21 protein-coding genes are annotated in these 24,472 nt (G+C 66.0%); 9 read left to right on the top strand and 12 right to left on the bottom strand.

The features are described from left to right. Positions 1–288 precede the first annotated feature (288 nt). The 5 genes from gap (at position 289) to AKJ09_RS34100 (ending at position 5,272) form a co-directional block, all read left to right on the top strand. A complete protein-coding gene (gene gap, locus AKJ09_RS34120; protein ID WP_146652036.1) occupies positions 289–1,305 on the top strand; it encodes a type I glyceraldehyde-3-phosphate dehydrogenase in 1,017 nt (338 codons plus the stop codon). A 39-nt stretch (positions 1,306–1,344) separates the two neighbouring features. Next, complete coding sequence (locus AKJ09_RS34115; protein ID WP_146652035.1) at positions 1,345–2,553, top strand: phosphoglycerate kinase; 1,209 nt, start codon at positions 1,345–1,347, stop codon at positions 2,551–2,553. 48 nt (positions 2,554–2,601) lie between these two features. Further along, positions 2,602–3,363 carry a triose-phosphate isomerase gene (tpiA, locus tag AKJ09_RS34110; RefSeq protein WP_146652034.1) on the top strand — a complete coding sequence of 254 codons (762 nt, stop codon included), beginning with the start codon at positions 2,602–2,604 and terminating at the stop codon, positions 3,361–3,363. A gap of 108 nt (positions 3,364–3,471) precedes the next feature. Then, positions 3,472–3,882, top strand: coding sequence for a preprotein translocase subunit SecG (secG, locus tag AKJ09_RS34105; RefSeq protein WP_146652033.1), 411 nt, complete (start codon positions 3,472–3,474; stop codon positions 3,880–3,882). Between the two features lie 37 nt (positions 3,883–3,919). Then, positions 3,920–5,272 (top strand): hypothetical protein, encoded by a 1,353-nt coding sequence (locus AKJ09_RS34100; protein ID WP_146652032.1) that lies wholly within the window; start codon positions 3,920–3,922, stop codon positions 5,270–5,272. Here the strand turns inward: AKJ09_RS34100 and AKJ09_RS34095 are convergent. Further along, positions 5,269–6,867: an ATP-binding cassette domain-containing protein gene (locus AKJ09_RS34095; RefSeq protein WP_146652031.1), complete on the bottom strand. Its 1,599-nt coding sequence runs from the start codon at positions 6,865–6,867 to the stop codon at positions 5,269–5,271. The two genes, AKJ09_RS34100 and AKJ09_RS34095, sit on opposite strands and share 4 nt — an antisense overlap. Positions 6,868–6,909: 42 nt before the next feature. On the opposite strand from AKJ09_RS34095, the gene AKJ09_RS34090 reads away from it, so the two are divergent. Further along, positions 6,910–8,055, top strand: a complete 1,146-nt coding sequence (locus AKJ09_RS34090; protein WP_169928095.1) for a methyltransferase domain-containing protein — start codon at positions 6,910–6,912, stop codon at positions 8,053–8,055. Here AKJ09_RS34090 and AKJ09_RS34085 read toward each other — a convergent pair. From AKJ09_RS34085 to AKJ09_RS34055, 7 genes are all read right to left on the bottom strand, one after another. Continuing rightward, positions 8,043–8,912 carry a glycosyltransferase family 2 protein gene (locus AKJ09_RS34085; protein WP_146652029.1) on the bottom strand — a complete coding sequence of 290 codons (870 nt, stop codon included), beginning with the start codon at positions 8,910–8,912 and terminating at the stop codon, positions 8,043–8,045. The genes AKJ09_RS34090 and AKJ09_RS34085 overlap by 13 nt on opposite strands. Further along, positions 8,913–9,947: a nucleotidyltransferase family protein gene (locus AKJ09_RS34080; protein WP_146652028.1), complete on the bottom strand. Its 1,035-nt coding sequence runs from the start codon at positions 9,945–9,947 to the stop codon at positions 8,913–8,915. It abuts the gene before it with no gap. 18 nt (positions 9,948–9,965) lie between these two features. Continuing rightward, positions 9,966–10,928, bottom strand: coding sequence for a hypothetical protein (locus tag AKJ09_RS34075; RefSeq protein ID WP_146652027.1), 963 nt, complete (start codon positions 10,926–10,928; stop codon positions 9,966–9,968). Positions 10,929–11,044: 116 nt separating this feature from the next. Then, complete coding sequence (locus tag AKJ09_RS34070; protein ID WP_146652026.1) at positions 11,045–11,329, bottom strand: PqqD family protein; 285 nt, start codon at positions 11,327–11,329, stop codon at positions 11,045–11,047. 11 nt (positions 11,330–11,340) lie between these two features. Then, positions 11,341–12,123, bottom strand: a complete 783-nt coding sequence (locus AKJ09_RS34065) for an HPr kinase/phosphorylase (RefSeq protein ID WP_169928094.1) — start codon at positions 12,121–12,123, stop codon at positions 11,341–11,343. Continuing rightward, positions 12,120–13,526, bottom strand: coding sequence for an asparagine synthase-related protein (locus AKJ09_RS34060; protein ID WP_169928093.1), 1,407 nt, complete (start codon positions 13,524–13,526; stop codon positions 12,120–12,122). Before AKJ09_RS34060 ends, AKJ09_RS34065 begins: the two co-directional genes overlap by 4 nt. A 43-nt stretch (positions 13,527–13,569) precedes the next feature. Beyond that, positions 13,570–13,773: a lasso RiPP family leader peptide-containing protein gene (locus tag AKJ09_RS34055; RefSeq protein WP_146652023.1), complete on the bottom strand. Its 204-nt coding sequence runs from the start codon at positions 13,771–13,773 to the stop codon at positions 13,570–13,572. Between the two features lie 208 nt (positions 13,774–13,981). On the opposite strand from AKJ09_RS34055, the gene AKJ09_RS34050 reads away from it, so the two are divergent. Together AKJ09_RS34050 and AKJ09_RS34045 are read left to right on the top strand one after the other, a co-directional pair. Further along, complete coding sequence (locus AKJ09_RS34050) at positions 13,982–14,890, top strand: phytanoyl-CoA dioxygenase family protein (RefSeq protein WP_146652022.1); 909 nt, start codon at positions 13,982–13,984, stop codon at positions 14,888–14,890. A gap of 84 nt (positions 14,891–14,974) precedes the next feature. Further along, positions 14,975–15,376, top strand: coding sequence for a hypothetical protein (locus tag AKJ09_RS34045; protein WP_146652021.1), 402 nt, complete (start codon positions 14,975–14,977; stop codon positions 15,374–15,376). A 193-nt stretch (positions 15,377–15,569) separates the two neighbouring features. On the opposite strand, the gene AKJ09_RS34040 is transcribed toward AKJ09_RS34045, so the two are convergent. Continuing rightward, positions 15,570–16,478 carry a hypothetical protein gene (locus AKJ09_RS34040; protein WP_146652020.1) on the bottom strand — a complete coding sequence of 303 codons (909 nt, stop codon included), beginning with the start codon at positions 16,476–16,478 and terminating at the stop codon, positions 15,570–15,572. 141 nt (positions 16,479–16,619) lie between these two features. On the opposite strand from AKJ09_RS34040, the gene AKJ09_RS34035 reads away from it, so the two are divergent. Next, positions 16,620–18,287, top strand: coding sequence for a TolC family protein (locus tag AKJ09_RS34035; protein ID WP_146652019.1), 1,668 nt, complete (start codon positions 16,620–16,622; stop codon positions 18,285–18,287). A 101-nt stretch (positions 18,288–18,388) separates the two neighbouring features. On the opposite strand, the gene AKJ09_RS34030 is transcribed toward AKJ09_RS34035, so the two are convergent. The 3 genes from AKJ09_RS34030 to AKJ09_RS34020 form a co-directional block, all read right to left on the bottom strand. Beyond that, positions 18,389–19,903 carry a hypothetical protein gene (locus tag AKJ09_RS34030; RefSeq protein WP_146652018.1) on the bottom strand — a complete coding sequence of 505 codons (1,515 nt, stop codon included), beginning with the start codon at positions 19,901–19,903 and terminating at the stop codon, positions 18,389–18,391. Positions 19,904–20,184: 281 nt separating this feature from the next. Next, positions 20,185–22,026, bottom strand: coding sequence for a B12-binding domain-containing radical SAM protein (locus tag AKJ09_RS34025; RefSeq protein ID WP_146652017.1), 1,842 nt, complete (start codon positions 22,024–22,026; stop codon positions 20,185–20,187). An 80-nt stretch (positions 22,027–22,106) separates the two neighbouring features. Beyond that, a complete protein-coding gene (locus AKJ09_RS34020; RefSeq protein ID WP_146652016.1) occupies positions 22,107–24,401 on the bottom strand; it encodes a DEAD/DEAH box helicase in 2,295 nt (764 codons plus the stop codon). Between the last annotated feature and the right edge of the window lie 71 nt (positions 24,402–24,472).

The raw sequence follows: 24,472 nt of genomic DNA, 5'->3' as shown, positions 1-24,472 counted from the left end.
AAAGCGCGAGCAAGCAAATAGGAAAGACCTTCTCCGCCCAGTGCGTACATCCTGTCGCGGACGATGAGGCCTGAAAGCAGCCCCTCGGAGCACCTGCGCGAACGACCGCACGCACTCTGAAAGGGTCGCGTGATGCCGGCCCGTCCTCGGTGGACGCGCAACCGACAGGGCAATCACACGAACTGTGGGATTTCCCCGCGGAAATGCCGCAGCGCGGAGAAGCAGCGCTCTTGCAGGGGGTTCCTACGCGACTAGGTTGCGCGCGTAAAAGGTCCCCAAGGAGTCATCATGTCCAGGAAGATCGCCATCAACGGCTTCGGTCGTATCGGTCGCTGCATCGTTCGCGCACTGCACGAACGCAACGTGAAGGACCTCGAGGTCGTCGCCATCAACGATCTCACGGACGCGAAGACGCTCGCCCACCTCTACAACTACGACACCGTCCACGGACGCGCGAACCCGCGCGCCGAGGCGGGCGAAGGCGTCCTCACGATTGCGGGTAAGCCGATCAAGATCGTCGCGGAAAAAGAGCCCGGAAAGCTCCCGTGGAAGGATCTCGGCGTCGACATCGTCCTCGAGTGCACCGGCCTCTTCACCGACAAGGACAAGGCGAAGGCCCACCTCGACGCGGGTGCGAAGAAGGTCATCATCTCGGCGCCGGCCAAGAACCACGACATCACGCTCGTGCTTGGCGTGAACCAGGAGCAGTACGACGCGAGCAAGCACTCGGTCATCTCCTGCGGCTCGTGCACCACGAACTGCCTCGCGCCCATCGCGAAGGTTCTCCACGACAGCTTCGGCGTCAAACGCGCCCTCATGACGACGGTCCACTCGTACACGAACGACCAGGCCGTCCTCGACATCCCGCACCGCAAGGGCGACCTCCGCCGTGCGCGCGCCGCCGCCCAGAACATGATCCCGTCGTCGACGGGCGCCGCGAAGGCCCTCTCCGAGGTCATTCCCGCGCTCAAGGGCAAGTTCGATGGCCAGTCGATCCGCGTTCCGACGATGGACGTCAGCGTCGTCGACCTCACCTTCGAGACCGAGAAGCCGATCACGAAGGACACGATCCACGCGGCCATGAAGGCGGCCAGCGAGGGCCCGATGAAGAACATCCTCGGGTACACCGAGGAGCAGCTCGTCTCGAGCGACTACATCGGCGATCCGCGCTCGTCGGTCTTCGACGCCACGGTCACGCAGGTCATGGGCGACAACTTCGCCAAGATCATGAGCTGGTACGACAACGAGTGGGGCTTCTCGAACCGCATGGTCGAGCTCGCTCAGCTCGTCGCCTCCAAACTCTGATTCTCTCGTACCGGCCGTTTCGTACAGGAGCCCCGCGCCATGACCACGCTGGATCGCATCACGACGATCAAAGACCTTCCGATCGAGAACAAGCGCGTCTTCATCCGCGTCGACTTCAACGTTCCCCTCGAGGAGGAGAACGGCAAGCAAGTCATCGCGGACGACGCGCGCATCCGTGAGGCGCTTCCCACCATCAAGCACGCGATGGAGCGTGGGGCGCGGGTCATCCTGGCGAGCCACCTGGGTCGCCCGAAGAAGGGCCCCGACCCCAAGCTCTCCCTCGAGCCGGTCGGTGCGCGCCTCGCCGAGCTCCTCGGCGTCGAAGTTCACCTGCCCGACGACTGCATCGGCGACGCCGCGAAGAAGGTCGTCTACGACCTCCGCGCCGGTCAGATCTGCCTGCTCGAGAACCTCCGCTTCCACGCCGAAGAGGAGAAGGACGACGAGACGTTCGCCTCGCAGCTCGCGCAGCTCTGCGACGTGTACGTCGACGACGCGTTCGGCGCCGTTCACCGCGCCCACGCATCGGTCCACGCGCTTCCGAAGATCGTGCGTGAGCGCGGCTGCGGCTTCCTTCTCGAGAAGGAAATCGCGGCGCTCGGCAAGATCATCACGAACCCCGATCGCCCGTTCGTCGCCGTCCTCGGGGGCGCCAAGGTCTCGGACAAGATCGCCGTCCTCGAGTCGCTCCTCGAGAAGATCGACGTGCTCGTCATCGGCGGCGCGATGGCCAACACGTTCCTCGCCGCGCAGGGCATCAACATGAAGTCCTCGAAGATCGAGGAGGACAAGCTGGCCCTCGCCCGCACGATCCTCGAGAAGGCGAAGGACAAGAAGGTCACGGTCGCCCTTCCCGTCGACGTCGTCGTCGCGCAGAGCATCGAGTCGCGCGAAGGCAAGGTCGTGGACGTGGGTTCGATCCCCGATCACCACATGGCGCTCGACATCGGCCCGCGCTCGCTCGCCGAGTTCCAGAAGCACTTCGACAAGGCGAAGAGCGTCTTCTGGAACGGCCCCATGGGTCTCTTCGAGAAGAAGCCGTTCTCGAACGGCACCTTCGGCGTCGCTCGCGCGCTCGCCGACTCGAAGGCGTTCACGGTCATCGGCGGTGGCGACAGCGCCGCGGCCGTGAAGGACGCTGGCGACGGCGTGGCCGAGAAGTTCAGCCATATCTCGACCGGTGGTGGCGCTTCGCTCGAGCTCATCGAGGGCAAGAAGCTCCCCGGCATCGAGATCCTCCGTCGATAGAGCTGCGTCGTAGGAATCGGGACGGCATTGGGCTAGGCTGCCCGCCTCATGAATCCGTCCCGACGTCCTCTGATCGCAGGCAATTGGAAGATGTTCCATGGCGGCCGTAAGGGCGTCGAGCTCGCGCAGGAATGCGCGACGTTCGCCGGCGGCCTCCCCGGAGTGGACATCGTCGTCGCTCCGCCGTTTACGGCCCTCGCCGCCGTTGCGTCGGTGCTCGAAGGCTCGCCGGTCGGCCTGGCCGCCCAGAACGTCTACCCCAAGGACGAAGGCGCTTTTACGGGCGAAATCAGCCCTCCGATGCTCAAGGAATGCGGCTGCAGCTGGGTCATCGTCGGCCACAGCGAGCGCCGCGAGCACTTCGGCGAGCGCAACACGTTCGTCGCCGAGAAGGTCGCCGCCACGCTTCAGGCGGGCCTGCTCCCCATCGTCTGCGTGGGTGAGAGCCTCGCCCAGCGCCAGGCGAACGAGACGCTGCTCATCGTGAAGCAGCAGGTCGACGCCTTCCTCGACATCCTCGCCCAGAGCAAGGCGGCCGTGGCGATCGCCTACGAGCCCGTCTGGGCCATCGGCACCGGCAAGGTTGCCGGGCCGGCCGAAGCGGAAGAGGTCCATGCGGCCATCCGCACCTGGCTCTCCACCCGCGACGAGGGCCTCGCCGCCCGCACCCGCATTCTCTATGGCGGCTCGGTGAAACCCGACAATGCGGCGGCTCTTTTGGCCTGCCCGAACGTCGATGGCGCCCTTGTGGGCGGAGCCAGCTTGGACGCGGGCTCGTTCAGTGCTATCGCCAGGGCCGCAGCGAAATAAAGGTCGCCCTTAGCTGTTGCATTCGAATCATCTCGTTCGCATGTCGCGTCTCACGCGTCTCACGGTTCTCTCTCGTACCCGCTCGCTAGCTCTTCAGGCCGCCCGTTCATGAGCCACTTCTTCGACATCTTCGTCACCATCATCCACGTCTTCGTCTGCCTCGTGCTGATGTTCGTCGTGCTTCTCCAGCAGGGCAAAGGCGGTGGCATGGGCTCGGCGTTCGGCGGTGCGTCGGCGCAGGTGTTCGGCGGAAGCGGCGCGGGCAACATCCTCACGAAGGCCACCGCGATCTGCGCCGGCGTCTTTATGCTCACGAGCGTCACGCTCGCGCACCGCGCCTCGGCGCAGGACAGCGGCCTCCGCTCGAGGATTCAGCAGGAAGAGGCCAAGAAGAAGGAGCGCGGCACGGTTCGCGAGAAGGAACCCGCTCCGCCGGCTTCGAGCGCAGCCCCCTCCGCTCCTCCGCCGGGTGCTCCGGTCGCGCCTGCGCCGTCTGGCGAAGAAGCGCCCAAGCCCTGACCGTCGCTCGCGACACTCGCGTAAGCGCGAGCCTGACGTGATCCCTCGAAGCGCCGTCGGTCGTCCTGAAAAAGCGGACGTCGTCGGCGCTTCCGCGTTGGTGCTGGTCTATGCGGCCGCTTGCGCGCTCGTGCTCGCCGGCAAGTTCGACCACGTCTCGGATGACGACTTTGCCCGCGTCACCATCGCGCAGTCGTTCGTCCACGCTCCGAAGCTCGACCCGAGCGGAACGAGCTGGCTGCCCTTCCCGTTCTGGGTTCTCGGCGCTGCGCTCGCCGCCCTTGGTCGCTCTCTGACGACCGCCCGCGCCGCCAGCGTGGCCTTCAGCGCCCTCGCCGCGGCTGCACCGTACTTCGCGCTACGACGCGCAGCGGGAGCCCCTCCGCTTCGCGCGGCAGTCGCCGTCACGTTCGCCATGTTGTCGCCGTGGAGCTTGTGGCTCGGAGCCTCGACCGTTCCCGAATCGTTCACCGCTTCGTTCACCGCTGCGGCCGCGATTGGTCTCGCAGGCTCAGGAGCGCTGCGTGGCTCGTCCGCTTGGTTCGCGCTCGCGCTCTTCGCGGCATGCCTGTCGCGCTACGAGCCGTGGCCCGTCGCCGCCGTGCTCGCGCTTTGCCTCGCGTGGCGTGCAGTGAAGGCCATCCGCGAAGGGATACCGCCGACGAGTGCCTCCTTCGTGATCATCGCGCTCGTCGTGCTCGGTCCGCTCGGCTGGATGGCGTGGAACGCTCACGCGCACGGAAGCGCGGTGCACTTCTTCCACCGCGTGTCGAACTTCAAGCGCGCGATCGGGGAAGGCTCGACCGACACGCTCGGCGCGCTCCTCCTCTACCCTCGCTTGCTCGTGGCGATGCGCCCCGACGTCCTCGCCGCCGCCGCGTGCGCGCTTCCTCTCTTGCGACGTCCCGAAATCCGGCGCGCGTGGTCGGTTCCGCTTCTTTGCGCGGCGGCCCAGCTCGCCTTCCTCGCCTACGGCAACGCGCGTGACGGTGCTCCTGCGCACCACGCCGAACGCGCATTGCTCGGCATCGTGTTCATCCTCGCGATGTTCGCCGTCGATGCGCTCGGCAGCACGCTCCCTGCCCTCGCCACTCGCGCACGGCCGGCCGTCTACGCGCTCATGGCGCTCCTCGTCGTCGGCTGGCTCATGAACCTCCGCCCACTGTTCGGCGAAGACATCCCGGCAACCCCCGACGCCGAAAACCGCGACGCCCAAGTCGCCGCCGGTCGGGCTCTCGCCGCCGATCGCGTCGAGCACGTCGTCGTCACACCGTGCGCCTACGAGCACTTCGCGCTCATCGCCGCCTATGGCGCGCCCGAACGTGTCACGATTCTCCCGAGATCCGGCGCGCCGGTCACCCCGAGCTGCCCGAACGTCGAGCGCCGCTAGCCGAGCACAACGCGCGTGGCCGGCATCTCCGCGAGCTCCGGCGTATGCGCCGCGACCGCCACCATCTTCCCCTGCGCGGTCAGCTCACGAATCAACTCCGCCACGAGCTTGATCCCGCGCGCATCGAGATTCGCATCGGGCTCGTCGAGCAGAACGAGCTTCGCATCGGCGAGCAGCACCCGCGCCAGCGCCACACGCTGCCTCTGCCCCGTCGACAGCTCACCGACCCGGACGTCGAGCGGCTCCATCCCGTGCGTGCGCAGCGCCTCGAGCACCTTCGTTCGCTCGAGCGCCGTCGTCATCGCATCGTCGGTCGCGTCGTCGCGAACGAGCCGCATGGCATCGCGCACGGAGCGATGGCCTTCGCCCAAGTACGACCGCTGTGGAAGGTACGCAACCTCTCTGCGCAGGGCCTGCAGATCGGCGCCCAGGAGGTCGACGTCACCCGCGATCACCGCGCCGTTCGAGGGCGGGCGAAGCTCGGTCAAGAGCCGCAGGAGCGTGCTCTTCCCGGAGCCGTTGGGTCCCGTGAGAACGAGCGGCGTTCCCGCAGACCACCTCAGCGACACCTCGCGCAACACGGGGTCCAGGCCGTCGTCGTACGCGAAGCCGAGCGCTCGAACGTCGAACGCCGCGGGGAGTGTCGGCCGAATCTGCCCCGCACGCGCGAGCTCGGGACGTGATGCGCCGTTCAGAATGGTCGCCAGCGGTCTCACGAGGGGACGCGCGCGAACGAGCTCGTGAACGCCGAAAACGACGCCGAGGAGCGGTGGTGCACAAGCGGCGAGCAAGAGTGCGTTGGCGAGCAACGTCGACGCGAGAACTTGCTTCGATGCCGGGTCGAGGAGAACGCCGAAAACGACCGCGGCGGCTCCCACTGCGAACGGCGCCCGACCAAGGAGCGCCGTGGCAAACACGGTCCGCTTGGCCAGACTCGCATAGCGCGCCAGCGCAGCGTCGACCGTCGCGGAGAATGCAGCATCTCCTCCGCGAGCAACGACCTCTTGCCGGGCCTCGGTCACGACGAGCAGGGCATCGGAGACCTCTTCGAAGGCCTGGACGACGCGCTCCTGGAGACGGCCCGTGACACCACGAAGAGCGGCGAGCGTTGCCAGGACCACAACGAATGCGCCCGAAGCCAAAAGGAGTACTCGTCCCGGAACCGCGGCGGCAATGACGGGCACGAGCACCAGCGAAGCCACGACATCGGACGCGAGACTCGGCACTGCCTGCGCGAGCGCACCGCGCGCATGATGGTTCGTATCGAAGACGACGCGCTGGAGGTCGTCCGACGGCACACGAAGGACGTCGCCTTCGAGCAGTGACCTCGAGACGGCCGAGTACAGATCGACCTCGGAACCAACCCGCGCCGCGGCGAGCAACGCTCGCTGGAGCGCAAACGCCATCGCACCGACGACCCCCACGATGCCCGCCCCCAACGCATCGCCCTGCGTGACGCGGAGGGCCGCGCCGACGACGGCGAGCCGGGCCGCGACGCCGACCACCGCGGCCACACCGATCTGTGTGCGCGTCGTCGATGAAAGGCGGCCGAACAGCTTTCGGTACACGTCCATCAGCGTTCTATCATCCACCACCGTCGGCGCCTACGGCGCGCCGAGATGTGCTACCTCCGAAGCATGTACTCGGTGCTGGACTACGGCCGTATGGCGAGCGACTCGGTGCGAATGGACGCGTACGCACGCGCGATCGCTCGGGCCGTCAAGCCGGGCAGCGTGGTGCTCGATCTTGGAGCGGGCACGGGCATCTTTTCACTGCTCGCCGTCCGCGCGGGTGCCGCGCGGGTCCACGCCGTCGACCTCAATCCGGCTCTGTGGCTCGTGCCGGAGCTTGCTCGCGCCAATGGCGTCGGAGACAAGATCGTCATTCACCACGGGAGCTCGCTCGAGATCGAGCCACCCGAGCAGGTGGACGTCATCGTATCGGACATGCGTGGCGTCACACCTCTATGCAGTGATCACGTCAACGCGATCCGCGACGCGCGCGCGCGCTGGCTGAAACCGGGTGGCACGCTGATCCCCACGCGCGATCGCCTATTCGTTGGCCTCGTCGAATCTTCGGATCTGTGGAACGGGCTGTCGAAGTGTTGGGAGAGCTTCGAAAAGCTCGGCTTTCGTGCCGATGGCGCTCGCCAGTCCATCCTGAACTCGATCCATTCGGATTACAGCGCGCCGCTCATCGCGAGTTCCGTCCTCTCGACAACATCCCCGTGGGCCACGCTCGACTACGCAACGTACGACGGCGCGTCCCTCGAAGGGACGGTCGACCTCACGATGACGAGACGAGGCACTGCACACGGTCTGTCGGTGTGGTTCGAGGCGACGGTTTTCGACGACATCGCCTATGCGTCAGCGCCGGGCTGGCAGCTCGCGTACGGGCGCTACTTCATGCCCTTCCTCTCGCCGGTCGTCGTCGAACATGGTGACACTGCCCACGTTACGCTCCGGGCCGACGCAAGGGGCGATCGATGGGCCTGGGACACGACGCTGTCGGGACCGTCAGGAGCGGACAAAGCTCGCTTTCGCCAGTCCACCTTCCTCGGCACTCCGACCAGCCCGGCCGATCTTCTACGCCAGTCGATGCAGTTCAAGCCGTCACTGTCCGAACGAGGGTCGCGCCTCGCGCGCTTCCTCGAATCGTTGGACGGGACTCAAGCCGTCCAGGAGATCGCCGACCGCATGACGGCGGACGAAGCTCCCTCTTCACCGCGCCGCGACGTCATCATCGAAGAGCTTCGTGATGCCGTGGAACGCTACGCGCGGTGATCGCTCGCTACGGATAGAGCCTCGAGTGCCATCGCACGTTCACGCGCACTCGGCACTCGGCCGCGGCGCTGTACGAGACGTGACGCGAGGCCTGCGGAAGCCGCCCCCCGCATGACAAGCGACTTCCCGAGCGACGCGAGCCACATCGTCGACGCACGACGACTACCCGCGCATGCCGAACCATACCGACGGATGATGGCTCGATTCTGACGCTGAGACTCGAGATAGCTCTCGAGGAACCGTCCACCTCGCGTCGACACGCGAACGACATACAACGGTTCCTCGATGACGAAGAAACGGCCTGTTGCCGCGGTTCGACACCACAGGTCCCGGTCTTCGGCGCGCGTCAGCGTTTCGTCGTAGACGTTCTCGGCAAGCCACTCGCGACGAGCAAGCATCGTGGCATGAGCCATGATTCCACGCTCGAGCGCTGTGCGTGGAGATGCCGGCAGCCGTGCGGCCTCGGCCGTCGAAAACGGCGTCTCGTCGTCGTCCACGAGCACCGCCCACGTGCCGACAGCGTCGAACTGTCCGCTGGCCATCACGGCGACCTCCTTGGCGAGCCGCGTTGGATGCATAACGTCATCGGCGTCCATACGAGCGACGTACTTGCCGCGCGCACGACGGACGATCTCGTTCAGACGAGCCGGTAGGTGTCGACGCACAGAGTCCGTCACCAACACGATGCGAGGGTCGTCGAAGCTTTCGGCGATCTCGCGCGACCGATCGCGCGAGCCGTCGTCGAGGAGAATCAACTCGAAGTCCGAAAATGTCTGACGAAGGACTGAGCGGATCGCGGACGCGAGGTGGCGCTCTTCATCGAAGAACGGCAACCCGACGGTGACGAGAGGCGCCACTTAGACCTCGAAACCGAGAAGGCGCTTGGCGTGGCCTCGCGACGCGTGCACCGCGTAGCGAGCGGAGGCATTCCACGAGTCGCACAACGCAGACGTGTAGACGAAGCGCGTCGCCGAGCGCAGCACAGGATTTCCTGGCTCACCGACGATGGCGCGCAGGAGTGACTCGCGAAGCCCGCGAATAGGCTCGATTGGGCCTAGCGAGTCGGCTGACACACCGAGGACCTCGCGCACGAGAAGCGCACAAAGCGACAGGGCGCGGCGATATCCCCACGCGTCGGCACGGGCACGCGCCAGCTCACGCTCGTCTGACGTCATTCGTTCGAGCAGCAGCCGAACGTCGAGGAGCCACGCAAGCCTGACGAACCGATGCGCGGATGCGTGAACGGCGAGATAAACCAGCTCGTCGGCGGGGTCCGCCACTCGCAACGTCATGAACTCGTGGCCCGAGACCATCCTCGAGCGCTCGATCAGCGGTTCACTTCGAAGGGTGTGCCCGAATCCGCGGTAGGCATGGAAATGCAGCTCGAGGGGTAGCGCGTGCGGGTGCGAAAGATGGAGGTGGTGATGCTCGCGTCTGAAGCGCTCTTCCTCCGGTCCGGTCGCCGTCGCATAACCCAACCCCTCCAACGCTTCGGCCGCAGCCGGGACGCTGCCTTCCTCGACCAAGAGATCGATGTCACTGGTCGCCCTCGCCGACGGTCGAGGATAGAAACGCTCCGCAAAAAGCGGGCCCTTCAGAACCAGCGCACGAATGCGGCGCGCGGCAAGCGCCTCGTCGATTCGGTGCAACATCCGCAGATGCGCGTCGTGATCGAGCTGCCGAGCAACGCTTCTTGCCCCGAGTTCTTGCGCGAGCCGCGGTTCGAGCGTCAGCCCGGCCGCTCCCCACGCGTCGAGCATGCAGTCCGCCAAGCCATGAAGCTCGGCGCGAGCGAACAAGCGCTCAGCGTCGAGCCCCGGAGGCATCGCGGGAAACGCGCGCAGGGCGGTGACGAGATCGTCATCAGCCGCTGAGGGCCAGCGAACCGCCATGCGCGCGATGCACTCGTTTCAGGGCGCCGGAATCACGAACGCGGTGCAGGAGTTCTGGAGGATCTCGAGCGGATCCTTGCAGATGCCGTCGTTCGCGGTGTCGCAGATGCCCGTCTTGCACCAGACGTTCGAGCTGCACTTCTGGCCATTATCGACGCCAGCCATGCACTTCCAGTCCGCGCGAGCGCGGTACGCGCCATCGGGGCCGGCGGTAAAGTCGAATGAGTCGCAGTGAAGGCCCGTGTCTCCAGCTGCTCGCGAGGAGCATGCGTATTCGGCAAGCTGCTGATCCGTGTCCTCGTCACCGGTGTTCGCGACGTCGCCGCAATTTCCACCCGCTCCGCGAAGCGGCTGGCAGGTGCCTGCGCGATTCGTCAGGCTCGACGGATCGGTCGGATTACAGAACGAGCCCGGCGCACACTCGATGTCCGCCTTGCAGGCCTTGTCCTTGGCGACCGTACCGGAGATTGCTTCGAAGCAGACGCTTCGAATCTGTCGAAGCGATGCACCGCTCAGATCGCACTGCATGGCCTCGGCCTGCTGCATGCACTGCTGCGCTTTCGCCTGATCGAGGACGAAGGTGCCGCTCGTCAGGTCCTCGGCGCCGAAGTTGGTCTGCTCGAAGCCGAAGTGGGCCTGCTGCTTCACGCACTGGGCTCGACCGAACGTGCCGCCCGTCACCGCGCCACCGTCGGGCACGTTCGGGTTCCCGAAGCAGCAGCGCGTGATCGCGTTGCACAGGGCTTCGCCAACGTTCGTGATGTAGTTATCGAGCGTAATCCCGGCGTCAGCTGTCGCGTCGGGACCGGAGTCCGTAGCGTCAGGCGTCGAGGTGTCGGCCTTTGCGTCTGTTCCACCATCGACACCGGAGTCGGTGTCGATCGGCGTGACCACGGTGTCGTCGCTGCATGCCGCGAGCATGAAGGCCGAGGAGAGAAACAGCGTGCCAGTCGTGAAAGCGAGTAGTCGAAGGTTCTTCATCGGGACCCCGTAGTGTGACGGTAGCATGGATCGCGCCGGTCCCTCTTTCTAACGACAGGACCAGCCGAGCGATTAAGAGTGTTCGTTGGACGCGTCATGAGGAGCGGCGAACGTAACTAAAATTCAAGAATGAGCGATGCGTCGTGAAGATGTGCGACGAGGTCGTGAATGTCGGAAAGAGCAACATCCGCAGAGACCTCGTAGCGAGACACGATGGTCTCCACGATGCGACTCAATGAATCGCCTGCCTCGAGACCGCGCCAAACTTCAGCACCGACTTCATCGAGACCGAAGTACTCACCTCGACCGAAGTCGAGGAGCACCAACTCGGCGCCGAAACCGCGAGCGTAGACGCTCGGAGAGATTCGAAAACGACGTTCGGCGTCGATCGGTCCAGACATGATTCGCGCTCTTACCTTTCACGATGAACGAGATCTCGAAGCAATGCGCACGTCGCCGGTAGACCGTCGAAACCGCGCCGACGTTCGAGACGATAGATCGGAACAGATTCGATGAGGTGCGCGAGAGTTTCGAACTCGCGTCGCTGCCGTTCGGGCTCGTCGAGGACGAACCTCGCGACCTGCGGGACGAGGAAACCGAATGCATCGACGTCGGTCACTCGTGTGAGTCTCGGAGTCGCGACAGCTGCATAGACGAGCTCGACGATGACAGCGAGTCGTACCTCGGTGCGGCCTGCAACGGCCGTCGCCACGGGCATTTTCCAGTCATCGAGAGCGGCCAACCCAAGCGCACGTCGCGCGTCGCGATCGAGCCAGTGGTTGGCTTCGGTCGGTGCGACGACGTAGCCGCCTTCGCGACTCTCGATGGCCACGGCGTCGTCCGCGTAGAGCGCCGCCCCCGCCTGGCACAAGCTCGCCGCGAGCGTCGATTTTCCCTGGCCGCTGCGGCCCAGTAGAACGAGCACACGGCTGTCCACGGACACCGCTGCGCCGTGGAGGGCCAATTTGCCCTCGAGCTGCCGAAGGAGCAGCGCCGCACTGCCGCGACGAATCTTCTCGAGATCAGGCTCGTAAGCATCGGGCTCTGGCACGAAGCGGACGTTCCTGCCGTCGCGGCCAACCGTGAGTCGAACGATGCCCACCCACTCGGCCACGAGGTCGTCCCCCTCTCGCCCGATTCGAAACGCGACCTCTCCATCCTCGACGTGCTCGGCGAGCCAGCGCACTCCACTCATGAGAGTCCACCATCTCGTGATCGCAAGAACGATTCGACCGCCAAGGCTGGCCATACGGTCGACCACGCATCACTCGTCTCGAGCGACGACACGAACGCCTGGAAGTCGTCTTCGAATGCCCGCGGACGCACGATTCCCAAATCGGCGAGGTACCGAACATCCGCGAGAGGGCGCAAGCGTTGATGACCGCCGATAGCCGAAACGAAGCGCGCGAGCGCCGGTTCGAACCCTGCTTTGTCGTCACGCAGGCGCACCGATTCGGGCAGCACCCCTCGCATCGCTTCGCGGAAAAGTCCGCGGCGACGGCCCCCGGTGAGTAACCAATACGGAGGCAAACCGCGAACGAACTCGATCAGTTCGCCGTCCAAGTACGGGTCGCGACGCTCGAGGTCGGCCGCCACTTCCTGTTGGTGCCTGAGCCACAAGAGTTGCTCGTGATGGGACGACGGTGGCGACGGCTGGCGTTGAGCTTCCGGCACCGGCGAGGTGCCAAGGGTGCGTTCGAGCTCGATGGCGTGCCAGGTCCTCATCACTTTCTCGAGTCGCGGGCCTACCCACGGCGGCATCGATGGTTCGCTCCCTCGAGCACGGAGCCGACGTAAACCGACGGGCACCATCGAGGAGACCAACGGCCGCAGCAACCACGAGGCAACGGACGACCGTGGTCTGTCGAATCCCCGTAGTCGGCGAACCTCGCGCACCGCGTTCGAGACGCGACCAGCGCGCATCACGGCCGCAAACGAGCGCGGATCGCCATCGAACAGCTCGTCGGCTCCGGCGCCGGACAGCACGACCTCTGCACCTGCAGCTCGCGCCTGCACGAGGAGTTCGATCTCCATCGTGCCGCTCGGCCACGTGAGCGGCGCTGCATCCACACCACGCTCGAAGGCCTCGCACCTACTCGCGGCCGCCTCGGGGCGGACCCGCATGACTTCGCAGCCAAGGTAGGCTTGCAGCGCCCGCAAGTGAGGGCGGTCGTCGCCGATGGACTCGAAGTCGAGCGCAACACCGAACGCCGTTCCCCCCGTGCGCTGCGCCCACGCGTTCGCCAACGCAAGTAAGGCCGCCGAGTCGAGACCTCCTCCCGTCGCGACCGCGACGCGCGACACGCCGTGAAGCGCACGATCGATCGCCCCCTCGATCTTCCGCCGGAGAAGTTGCGCGGCAGCTATGGGCGACGCCACGGAGATGCAGCCAGGCTCGTGCGTATAGCTCCGGCGGGCGTTCGGAAGTGCGATCACGTCCCGATAGATGGTCCGCCCGGCAATCAGTGGAGAGCAGAACAGAACGCGACCGGCCAGCGTCTCGACGTCCACAAAGCCACCGCCACCGGCGAGAGCCTCCGTAAGGCGCGAGACCTCGGGCCCAAGCCCATCATGGCGGAAGACGAACGTTGACTGCACGCCCACACTTCGGGTCTGCCGACCGAAGCGGCAAACCGAATCGCTACATCATCATAAATGAGTTGAACCCCTCGGCCTTGCCCATCGTGCCGCCGAGGGTGAGCTCGCGGACGGAGCCGAGGTGGCGGAGCTTCGGGGCGCGGTACTGCGCACGAGCAGGAGCCGCGGGCGACGTGCTGGGGGCCGCGACGTCCGAGCTGAGCGGCTCTTGCGAGCCTTGCGAGCCATCAATGCGCGTGCGAGTCATTCGACGCCTGATCTCCTATAAGCCACTCGATCCGGATCGTGCGCCGACAAAGCGGCGGCAATCTGAGATGCGCAATCTGAGATGCACGGTGAGATGCACCGGGTGACCGCTGCATTCACGCGCCCTTTTCGTATCGCAGTTCGGCCCCGGCAGCAACCAGGGTGGCGGCCAGGGCGGCGGCGGTCCGGCCTCGCTGGAGAGATCTGAAATGCATGAAATTTTGGAACTATTGCAGCGAACCGGCGGGCCCCAGGACGAGCAGGTTCTCCGGCGGCTACGCGCCCTGGCACCCACGTTGACCCTGGGACCGGCGGGCGCTCCGGCCGCGGTCGCCCTCGACGCATCGGACGACAACGTCGCACATCGGCTCGTACAGCGTGGCTGGACCGAGCTCGCGAAGGCGGCGTCGCCCGCAACGTGCCGACGGCTCGCCTTCGGGGTCGAGGCGGTGCTCGGCGCGGGGCTGCCCGGCGTGTTCGCCTACCTGTTCGACGAACCATGGCAGCTCGGGGAGGCGATGCGCGCGCGCACGAGCCGTGCGCTCGGGCAGCCGTACGTCCTCGTGGAGGACGTCTGGGCATTCCATGTCGCGCCCGGGCAGCATGGGTGGCCTCCGCATCGCGGTCTCGTCACGCCGCGGCTCGATCGAAGCGTCCCCGAGTTTCTCAACGTCTGGGTCGCCGTCACCGATGCCCCGGTGGATCGCGCATGCATGCACTGCGTGCCGCTCGATGACGATCCCGGCTACCCGAGGGCGCTCGAGCGTAGGGATGCGCAGCTCGATGCGGCGCAAGCGATGCCCGTGACGGCGGGGACGGCGCTCGCGTGGAACGCCAACCTCCTCCACTGGGGCGGCGCATGTTCGCCGAGCGCGGGTGGACCGCGTGCAAGCTACACCTATTCCCTCTGCCGGGCGGACGCGCTCGCCGCGCTTGGCGTCGCCCAGCTCCGGGCGGAAGAGCTTACATTGAGCGACAGAGTCGACGTCGTCGCGCGGCAGATCGTCACGTACGGCGAAGGTCAGGCGGATGTGTCCAACGCCATGATCACATGGGCAAAAGGCCTCGTCCTCCTGCGGGAAACCGTGACTTCTCTCGCCGGACGTAAACATCCGTAAAGAGGGGCATGGCTTCGGGCGGACGGACGTCTGTCCCCACGAGCCCCGAGAGAGAGGGCTCCTTAATAAGGAGAACCGGAAGTCATGCGATCCATCTTCGTCGCCACCGCGCTTGCCATCTCGACCCTCGCTGCCGTCCCCGCGTTCGCGGCGCCTTCGCAAGGCAACGCGCCGGCGCAGGTGCAGCACGGCGACAAGGGCGATCAGGCGAAGTTCCCGATGCCCGGCGCCGAGTTCAAGCAGAAGGTCGATGCGCGTACCGCCAAGGCGCGGGCGCATATGGAAGAGCGCGCCGCGAAGCTGCCGGCGGATCAGGCCAAGGACCTCCGCACGAAGTTCGACGCGGGCACCGCGCAGATCAACGACGCCGTGAACAAGGCCATCGCCGACGGCACGGTCACGAAGGAAGAGGCGCAGCAGGTCCGTGAGGTCGTGAAGTCGGTCCGCCCGCACCACGGCAAGCACGCCCGCTCCGCGAAGAAGTGATGCTCCCGGGAGAGCCGCTCACTGGCCGGTGCCCGCTCCCATGAGGGAGCGGACACAACGCGGCTCGCACGATGCCACGAGGCGAGCGGCGGGTTCTTCGTCGCGCTCCGAGCGCGACGCGCCGTCAGGCGACCCGCCGCGACCCACGGGGGAGGCTCGAAACCTCCGGTTTTGAGGGGGGCAGAGCCCCCCACTAGGGAGAGACTTCGATGGGTAGCTTCGGAAGATCGAAGTCGCCCTTCTCGAAGACTCCGATGAGCGGCAGCGCGAAGCGCAGCGTGTACTTCCCAGGGGCGAGCGCACCCGCAGGCGCGCGCGGGTAGCCTCGCCCCTCCCACGATTTCGCTTTTTCCGGCGCCCAGCGGGTCTTCACCGCATCCCAGACGATCTTCACTTTCGCATACCCACCCGAGCTCAACGTGATGCGCGAAGCCTTCACGTCACGAGCGGGTGGGTTCGTGCCTTTGGGCCAGGGAGGTGCCTTCCCCGTCGGAAGCTCGGCCCTCTTGCCCTTGCCGTCGACCGTCTCGACCTCGAAGCGAGGCGTGGGATCCCCCGTGAAATAGAGAGGGAGAGGATCCGGCGAGACGTTGCGAAACGTGACGGTGAGCTCGACGCGCCCGCCCGGACTTGTCGAAGAGGTGCTCGGCGTCACCTTCACTTCGAGCTTGTCCCGCATGCCCCCGGGCAGCTCCGCGCTCTTCGGCATCGGAACGTCACACTGACGCAACACTTCGTCGAGGGACTCGATCGAGCCGCCGGAGCACGCGCTCTGCTTGAGTGGGTTGGGCGTCCCGCTGTTCGGCGTGGTGGTGGTGGACTGGTCGTCTTCGTTGACCGTCCTCGGCACGTTGGGCACGGTGCCGATCGGCTCCATCTCGATCGGCTTGCGGGCAGCCGGCGCGCCGCACCCGGCCGCTGCGCACGCGAGTGTTGCACTTGCAACAAAAAAGACGAGGGGCAGGACACTCGACAACGGCGACACGGACGGCGACATCGACAACGAGGTCGGAGTCGAACTCGTTGTCAGGTTCTGGGTCGGGTTCTGGGTCGGGTTCTGGGTCGAGGCCCACGTCTCGCCGAGGCGGCCACGCGTGGTCATGAAGCTGTAATCCTCGGGCCTGGCGCGCTTTTTCGTCCAGGTTTTTCGTCAGCCGAAGTAGAAGCAGCGCCGTCACTTGCACAGTTTCGCGTGACGGAATGCCGCCCTCCGGCATCGAACGGCCCGAGAAAGGACTCATCAATGCGGAGCTTGGATTTCCTCGCAGCCTTGGGCGCATGCGGCGTGCTCGCGGCGTCGTCGGCAGTCACGCCGGCACTCGCCCAGCAGGCGCCGGCCCAGCGGCCTGCACCTGCCGCCCCGGCCAAGGCGCCTGGCGCGCCGGCCAACGCGCCTGGCGCAAAGCCCCCGACGGCTGCAGCTCAACCTGCCACCCCGGCTGCTACGCCGGCGGCCCAGCCGACCACGCCCGGCACCGCGTCGGCGCCGGGTAGCGCGGGCGAACTCGCCAATCAGGCGGAGATTTTCGATGCGGCAGGGGCTTCCAAGGTCAGCGATCTGACGGCGTCGGAAGCGGGCGGCATCATGGCCGATCAGGTCGGCCAGCGCGCGATGGCCACGAGCTACGCGGCGAAGGCTTCGGAGCAGGCGCTCGCGGCGAGCGGTGAGCGCACGACTGCAGCGGCGGCCAACTGGGTTCCGCGCATCGGTCTCACCGCGCGTTACACGCGCCTCAGCAACTTCCAGCCGCCGAGCATCGGAGGGAGCACGGGCAGCTTCGTAGGCACCCTTGAGCCGGGCGGCACCGTCAATCCCTCGCCCACCTTCGCCCTCCCGGCGAACGCCCTGAGCTTCCCCCTCGTGCTCGACAACTGGTTTACCCAGGCCGCGATCACGATTCCGATCAGCGACTACTTCCTCCGCATCGGCAAGAACTACAGCGCCGCCACGCGCTCGGAGGACGCCGCCCGCTACGACCTCGCGGCTTCTCGCGCGAAGTCGTTCTCGGACGGCAAGATTGCCTACTTCGGCTGGCTCCGCTCGCGTGGCGCCGTCGTCGTCGCCGCGCAGACGCTCGCCGTCGCGCGCGCGCACCTCAAGGATTCCGAGAACCAGTTCTCGGTCGGCAACGCTTCCAAGGCTGACGTTCTCCGCGCGCAGACCCAGGTTGCTTCGTCGGAGCTCTTCCTCGAGCGCGCCAAGAGCCTCGAAGTGCAGAACGAGCGCCAGGTGCGCGTCGCCATGCACTCGGGCGAAGACGAGAAGCTCGTCCCCGGCGATTCGCTCGAGGGTTCGGTTCCGCCCGCCCCCGGCAACGTGAATCAGCTCGTTGCCGAAGGTCAATCGGCGCGTCCCGAGATCAAGAGCATCGACAAGAGCGCCGAGGCCGCGCGCAAGCAGGCCGATGCGATCAACGCCGGCCGCTACCCGGTCCTCTCCGGCTTCGGCGACGTCACCTACGCGAACCCGAACTCGCGCCGCTTCCCGCAGCAGAACGAGTGGTTCGCAACCTGGTCGCTCGGTGCGCAGGTCACCTGGTCGCCCAACGACTTCCTCGTCGCCGGCCCGCAGGCCACCGAGGCAGCGGCGCGTGCAAACCAGCTCGAGGCGCAGAAGGGTTCGACCCGCGACGGCATCGAAATCGAAGTCGTCCAGTCGTACCAGAGCGTCGTCGAAGCCGACGCCGCGGTCGTCACCACGCAGCGCCAGCTCGAGAGCGCCGTCGAGGGTTACCGCGTCGCGCGCGAGCTCTTCAACAACGGTCGCGGCACGGGCACCACGGTCATCGACGCCGAACAGGCGCTCGCGCAGACCCGTCTCGATCACCTGAACGCCCGTGTCGACGCGCGCCTCGCTCGCGTGCGCCTCGATCACGCGCTCGGTCGCGACGTCCGCCCCGTCAACCAGTAGTCCTTCACGACGGCAGGTACGTTAGAGCGCGGGTCGCTTCGAGCAACCCGCGCTCTTCGCGTTTTGTCTCTCTGGCCGTGCGCGCTGCACAGCCAAGCCGTTCAAGGCAGCGCGACGGTCTGCGTCAGATACCTGGTCATGGCGTCTTTGAACTGACCGCCGTCGCTCTTCGCCGTCGTTTGGTTGCCGGCGCCTGTTCCGAAGACGGCGCCGATGCCGCCCGACGCCACCAGCTGGTCGGGATGCGCGAAGAAGTAGTGAACGCGGTTGTCGCGGTACTTCCCCGCCGATCCGCCCTTCGTCGAGCTCGGTGCACCGAGCGGCGTCTGCCACCAGAGAAGCGGCTTGCCGACGCCGTCGCGGATCCCCTTCGTCCACGCGAAGTGATCTTTGAAGTTCGGCTTCGTGGCATTCGACTCGTCCCAGTAGAACGTGCCCGAGCGCTTGCAGTTCGGATCCGTGCCCTGCTCGAAACATCCGGCGTCACGATCGAGCGTCTCGACCACGGTGATGTCCGCGTCTGCGCCGCCGATCTTCTTGAGGTAGGCCGAGATGCGAACCGGGTCGCTCGCGCCGTTCGTGTATGCGCCGAACGTCGAGGCAGAGAGCCCGACGACGACCTTGGGAGCGAGCGACCGCGCGAGACGCACCGCGCACTTGCCCATGCCGGCGACGTTCTCGGGGAGGTCGCTGCATTCCGGCACGATCGAGCCGACCTTGACCGGGATGCTCGCCGGGTCGTCGCCCTTCTGCTGCTGGCAGTAGCCCCAGAAATCCGGCTCGAGATGCACGATCGCCGGAGAGCCGAACTCGCCGAGGCGCCTGTACATGACGCGAACACCGTTCCAGTAGCGAGTCATGAACGTGGGATCGTTGAAGGTGCCGAGGTTGCCCTCGCCTCCCGCGGCCGCTTGGTAGAGCGTGAACATCGGGACCACGCCGTGCCGCTTCGCCGAGTTGGCGTGCATCGTCACGTACTGCCCCTCGGGCGAGTTCCACGTCGGCCAGTCGAGTCCCGACAGGTACATGTAGTGGATGTCGAGCTGCGGCCCGAGCGTGTACGCGGTCACCTGATCGGAGCTGTTTCCTTCGGAGTCGTTGCCGAGGCCGAAGAGGAATCGAGAAGGCAGCCCGAGCTTCGTCGCGACCGCGCGCTCGGGAGAAACGGTGTCGCCTCCATTGCCCGAGGAGCCGGACGAACCACTCGAGCCGGACGAGCCACTCGAGCCAGATGAGCCACTCGAGCCAGACGAACCACTCGAGCCACTCGAGCCACTCGAGCCGGATGAACCGCCCGTATCGCCGTTGTCACCAGAGCTACCGCTCGAGCCCGAAGAACTCGAAGAGCTCGACGAGCCCGAAGGATCCGAGTCGTCGCTCGAGCCGTCGCCTGCGTCAGGGCCGTCGCCTTTGTTCGTACCGCCATCTTCCCGCGGAGACTTCACACCGGCGTCGGCCGATGCGAGGTCGCCCGGTGACGTCGGATCCGTCGGCAGCTCGGACGTGCTGCGCTCATCGGAGGTCGCTTGGACCTGTCGGCAAGCCGCCGTGACACCGAGCGCAACGAGAGTCCCCCCGACGAGATGGTTTGCAATGAGGGTTCTGAGGTTCGCCATCGAGGGGCGGCAAAGTACAGGTCGCAAATCCGTCGCTCCAAGCGCGAGCACGGAGAATTGGAGGACGACTCAACCAACGGGAACACACGAGCGCATGCGTTTTTGCCCTTTGGAATCAGCCTCACGGGAACATTCCGCACGCTGCACTCGCGCTCCACCTCGCGCGCCCGTATCGCTTGCATCATACAGTGACGTGTGCGTTGCGAAGGTCGACGCCTCTCGCTCGACGCCTTGGCGGACCTCACGGTCAAGGGCACGCTGCGCTGACCGCGTGACGAGCGCTAGACGACGGGGAGGCGCTTTCGTTCGTCGAGGCCCTTCTTGCTGCCTTCGAGGTCGGGCGTCTTCACGAACTCTTCGGCGGCCTCGAGAGGCGCAGGTGCGAGGGCTGGACGCCACTCGGCGTAGTCCTCGGGCAGCGGCCCCGGAAGCGTGGGCTGCATCGTGCGCTCGAGGAGCTGGAAGTCGTGTCGGACGACGAGCTCGAGCGGGAGGTGCTGCGCGGGTCCGTTCTTCTTGAACCAGGCGCGGGCGGCGTTGACGTTCTGGATCAGCACCCAGTGCTGAGGATCCGTCTTCGCCGCCTTCATGAAGAGATCCATCATCGCCTCGATGTCACCGCGCGCCTTCGCGATGCAGGCCAGGTGATTGAGCGCGAGGCCCGGACACGGATAGCCGAGCTCGAGGGCCTTGCGAACGTGGCGCTCGGCGAGATCGAGCTTGCCCTCGTGGTAGTAGGCCGCCCCCAGATCCATGTGCGCGGCGTGGTAGTCGCCGAGGCGCTCGGCGATGCACTCGTAATCCGCGGTGGTGTCGCGGTAGCCGATCTGCAACCCGTGGTTCGAGAAGAACCACTCGTTCAAGACGCGCATCGTGTCTTCGGAGGCGTCGAAGGGCGTCTTGTACTCCTGGAAATCGCGCTCGAAGTAGATCGAGCGATTCAGCCAGCCAGCCTTCTCCGCATCGTAGAAGTCGCGTGTGCCGGGATAGATCGAGAGGCACGAAAAGACGTACTCGTGAGGCTTCGCGCGCTCGAGGAAGCGCAGGGTCTCGGCGAAGCTCTCCTTCGTCTCGCCGCGATTGCCGAGCATCATGTAGTAGCGGACCTTGATGCCGTACTTCTTGGCAAGCTCGGTGGACTCGATGATCTCCTGCGGGGTGATCTTCTTGTCGATCTTGTCGAGGATCTCTTGCGAGCCACTCTCGACGCCGAGCGAAAGCCGCTGACAGCCGGCAAGGCGCATCTCGCGCAGGAGCTCGTCGGAGAGCAAGTCGACGCGCGTATCACAACTCCAGAAGAAGCCGAGATTGCGCTCACGCATCTTGCGGCACATCTCGAGGACGCGCTTCTTGTTCGTGGTGAACGTGTCGTCTTTGATCTGGATCATCCTCACGGGCAGCCGCGAAGTGACCTTCTCCATCGCCGAGAGCACGTAGTCGATCGAGTTCGCGCGGAAGCCTCGCCCCCACGACGTCTCCGCGCCGCAAAACGTGCAGGCCCACGGGCAGCCACGCGACGTCATCATGATGTGCGTGTCGAAGTACTCCTGCGGCGAGGCGAGCGCGTCGAGGTCGCTCACGTTCTTGCGCTCCGGAGCGGTGACCACGCGTCCGTCGTCGCGGTAGACGGTGCCCGCGATCGCCTTCGTGTCGAGTCCCTTCGAGAGGCGCGAGACAAGCTCGAGAAAGGTGATGTCGCTCTCGCCGAGGCAGACCGTGTCGACGTGCGGGTAGTGACCGAGCAGCTCCGGACCGAGCGGTGTCGCATGAGGACCGCCGACGACGACGTGCGCGTTCGGGTGATGGCGCTTGATGCACTCGGAGACGAGCCGCACGCCGCGACGATTCGCCGTCCAGCAAGACATGCCCCACACGTCGGCATCGAGCTTCTGGACGATCTCCTCGACCTTGCTCCACGGATAGGAGGAGAGGTTCAAGACCTTCACTTGGTGGCCCGCGCGGATGGCCTGCGCGCCGAGCGCAAAGAGGCCGTAGGGCGTTTGGTAGAAGTCGGCGTCGAGATCGCCCTCGCGATATCCCTCCGGGGGCCCGTCCTTCGTGTGACGAGCTTCGTCCGGTCCCGCAACCTTCCACGGCGGGGGATAGAGCAGGGCAATACGCATGTAGCCCTGACTATGCCTCAGGATCTGGGCTCGATCGAGCTCAGCGTACCGGCCCCTTCGACGTCGTGATCGGCTCGCGCTCAGGCGCCGAGCGGCGCGAAAAGCACGTCGATTTCGTTCTCGGTCAAGCCGCTGCCAGCGGTCGCGTTTCCGAGGATGGCGTCGGCCACGTGGCGCTTGCTCTGCTGCAGTCCGAGGATGCGCTCCTCCACGCTTCCGGCCGCGAACAGGTGGTACGAGATGACCGGCTTCTTTTGACCGATGCGATACGCGCGGTCCGTTGCTTGCGCCTGGATGGCGGGGTTCCACCACGGGTCGTAGTGGATGACGACGTCGGCACTCGTCAGCGTGAGGCCCGTGCCTCCCGCGCGAAGGCTGATGAGGAACACGGTGGCCTGGCCGCTCTCGAATTTGTCGACGGCCGCGGCGCGATCCATCGTGGCGCCGGTGAGCTCGGTGAAGGGGATCTTGCGCTCCTTCAGACCGTTGGCGAGCAGGCCGAGCATGCTCGTGAACTGCGAGAAGACGAGGATGCGATGGCCACCTGACAGCTGCTTTTCGACGAGGTCGAAGAACATCTGGTACTTCGCGCTCTCGCGGACCTGTCCCGCCGTACTGATTCGCACGAGACGTGGGTCGCAGCAAACCTGGCGAAGCTTCGTGAGCGCGCCGAGGATCGGCACCGTGGACGCCGCGAGGCCCTTCTTCTTGATCAGCTTTCGCACCTCGGCGTGCGCGGCGACGCGGATGCTCTCGTAGAGCTCCCGCTGGCTGCCGCGCAGCTCGATGGGACGCATCACTTCCGTCTTTGGCGGAAGCTCCTTCGCCACGTCCCTCTTCATGCGACGAAGGATGTACGGCGCAACGACCTCACGAAGGGCCATGAGTCGCTCTTCGTTTTTTCCCTTCTCGACGGGCACCCGGTAGAAGCGGTTGAAGTGCGCCTCGTCGCCGAGGAGGCCGGGATTCACGAAGTCGAGCAGCGCCCAGAGCTCGCCAAGATGGTTTTCGACCGGCGTGCCGGAGAGCGCAATGCGGTGCTCAGCGTCGATCTTGCGACACGCGACGTGCGCGCGCGAGCGGAGGTTCTTGATGGTCTGCGCCTCGTCGAGGATGACCATGTGGTACTTGCGCTGGCCGAGGAGCTCCTCGTCGCGGCAGACCACGGGGTAACTCGTGACGATGATGTCCGCTTCGGCCGCGAGGTGATAGCTCTCCGCGCGATCGGGGCCGTGAAAGCAGTACACCTTCAGCTGCGGCGCGAACTTCTTGATCTCGCGATCCCAGTTCGGCACGAGCGAAGTGGGCGCGATGATCATCGCGGGTCGATCGAGGCGGCCGCCTTCCTTCTCTTTGAGAAGGTGCGAGATGGTCTGCAGCGTCTTGCCGAGCCCCATGTCGTCGGCGAGGACGCCGCCGCAACCTCGCTCGCGGAGGTTCTGCAGCCAGGTGAGGCCTTCGATCTGATACGGGCGCAGCTGCGCCTGCAAGCCAACGGGAGGAGTGGCGGTGGCGACGGGCTGCGTGAGGAGCTCGGCCCAGGCGCGCGCGCGACCGTCGCCTTCGACGTGCAAGGTTTCGCCGTCGACCTTGAAGGCCTCGTCGAGCGCGAGGAGCGCCGGCGCACGCACTTGCGGGAACTCGATCTTTCCCTTGGGCGAGACCTGGCCTTCCCAAAGCTCGGCGAGCACGCGAAGGATGGCGCGTGCGCGCTCCGCGGGGACTGGCAAGAAGAGGCCTTCACCGACGGGAAGCGCCAGGCACTTCCGCGTGGCCGCGGCGAGCTCGGCGAGCGCTTTCCCATTCGCGCGTTCGATGAGCTCGAGAAGCGCAGGAAGCAGGTTCACGCGTCGGCCGTCGAGATCGACGCCGAGCTCGAGACCGAACCAGTCGGGGCGCTGCGCCTCGGGATTTTCGGGATCGCTGCTCTCGACGTTCGCGTACCAGCGCGGCTCGCTCTGGACGACGCGGAACGGATAGTCCTTGGCGATGTCGACCCGCCAACCCATCGTTCGGAGCTGCGGCACGACGTAGGCGCTGAAGGCGCAGAAATCGTGGACGTTGCCGTCGCAACGAACCACATAGTCGGCCTGCACGGACGTCGCCCATTCATCGAGCACGTCGAGGGGGATGGCCCCGAAGCTCTCGAGCAAACGGCGTACCCGCGCCTCGTCCTTCCGATTGCGGAACGAACTACCTTCGCCGTCCTCGAGGTCGGAGTCCTCCGAGGCCATGACGATACGGCCGCGGTAGTCGAACGCGAGTTCCAGGAGAGGGACCTTCTCGGTCTCGTAGAGAGACTCGAGGCCCTCGGTCCGATGGATCACGACCTCGTCCGCGAAGATGCGGACGACGGGCACGAACGCGTCGGACATGCTGTTGGTACTGGTGCTGCTGCTGACCAAGAGGAAACCGTGTGCGTTTCGGAAGCCCTTTAGATCACAAC

The organism is Labilithrix luteola (assembly GCF_001263205.1).
Lineage (GTDB): Bacteria > Myxococcota_A > Polyangia > Polyangiales > Polyangiaceae > Labilithrix > Labilithrix luteola.
The sequence above is the reverse complement of the archived record's forward strand: the minus strand, read 5'-3'. Positions and strand labels throughout refer to the sequence as shown.

Coding starts and splice junctions, on each gene's coding strand:
- gap (WP_146652036.1), top strand. CDS start 289: ATGTCCAGGAAGATCGCCATCAACGGCTTCGGTCGTATCGGTCGCTGC.
- AKJ09_RS34115 (WP_146652035.1), top strand. CDS start 1,345: ATGACCACGCTGGATCGCATCACGACGATCAAAGACCTTCCGATCGAG.
- tpiA (WP_146652034.1), top strand. CDS start 2,602: ATGAATCCGTCCCGACGTCCTCTGATCGCAGGCAATTGGAAGATGTTC.
- secG (WP_146652033.1), top strand. CDS start 3,472: ATGAGCCACTTCTTCGACATCTTCGTCACCATCATCCACGTCTTCGTC.
- AKJ09_RS34090 (WP_169928095.1), top strand. CDS start 6,910: ATGTACTCGGTGCTGGACTACGGCCGTATGGCGAGCGACTCGGTGCGA.
- AKJ09_RS34080 (WP_146652028.1), bottom strand. CDS start 9,947: ATGGCGGTTCGCTGGCCCTCAGCGGCTGATGACGATCTCGTCACCGCC.
- AKJ09_RS34075 (WP_146652027.1), bottom strand. CDS start 10,928: ATGAAGAACCTTCGACTACTCGCTTTCACGACTGGCACGCTGTTTCTC.
- AKJ09_RS34070 (WP_146652026.1), bottom strand. CDS start 11,329: ATGTCTGGACCGATCGACGCCGAACGTCGTTTTCGAATCTCTCCGAGC.
- AKJ09_RS34065 (WP_169928094.1), bottom strand. CDS start 12,123: ATGAGTGGAGTGCGCTGGCTCGCCGAGCACGTCGAGGATGGAGAGGTC.
- AKJ09_RS34055 (WP_146652023.1), bottom strand. CDS start 13,773: ATGACTCGCACGCGCATTGATGGCTCGCAAGGCTCGCAAGAGCCGCTC.
- AKJ09_RS34050 (WP_146652022.1), top strand. CDS start 13,982: ATGCATGAAATTTTGGAACTATTGCAGCGAACCGGCGGGCCCCAGGAC.
- AKJ09_RS34045 (WP_146652021.1), top strand. CDS start 14,975: ATGCGATCCATCTTCGTCGCCACCGCGCTTGCCATCTCGACCCTCGCT.
- AKJ09_RS34040 (WP_146652020.1), bottom strand. CDS start 16,478: ATGACCACGCGTGGCCGCCTCGGCGAGACGTGGGCCTCGACCCAGAAC.
- AKJ09_RS34035 (WP_146652019.1), top strand. CDS start 16,620: ATGCGGAGCTTGGATTTCCTCGCAGCCTTGGGCGCATGCGGCGTGCTC.
- AKJ09_RS34030 (WP_146652018.1), bottom strand. CDS start 19,903: ATGGCGAACCTCAGAACCCTCATTGCAAACCATCTCGTCGGGGGGACT.
- AKJ09_RS34025 (WP_146652017.1), bottom strand. CDS start 22,026: ATGCGTATTGCCCTGCTCTATCCCCCGCCGTGGAAGGTTGCGGGACCG.
- AKJ09_RS34020 (WP_146652016.1), bottom strand. CDS start 24,401: ATGTCCGACGCGTTCGTGCCCGTCGTCCGCATCTTCGCGGACGAGGTC.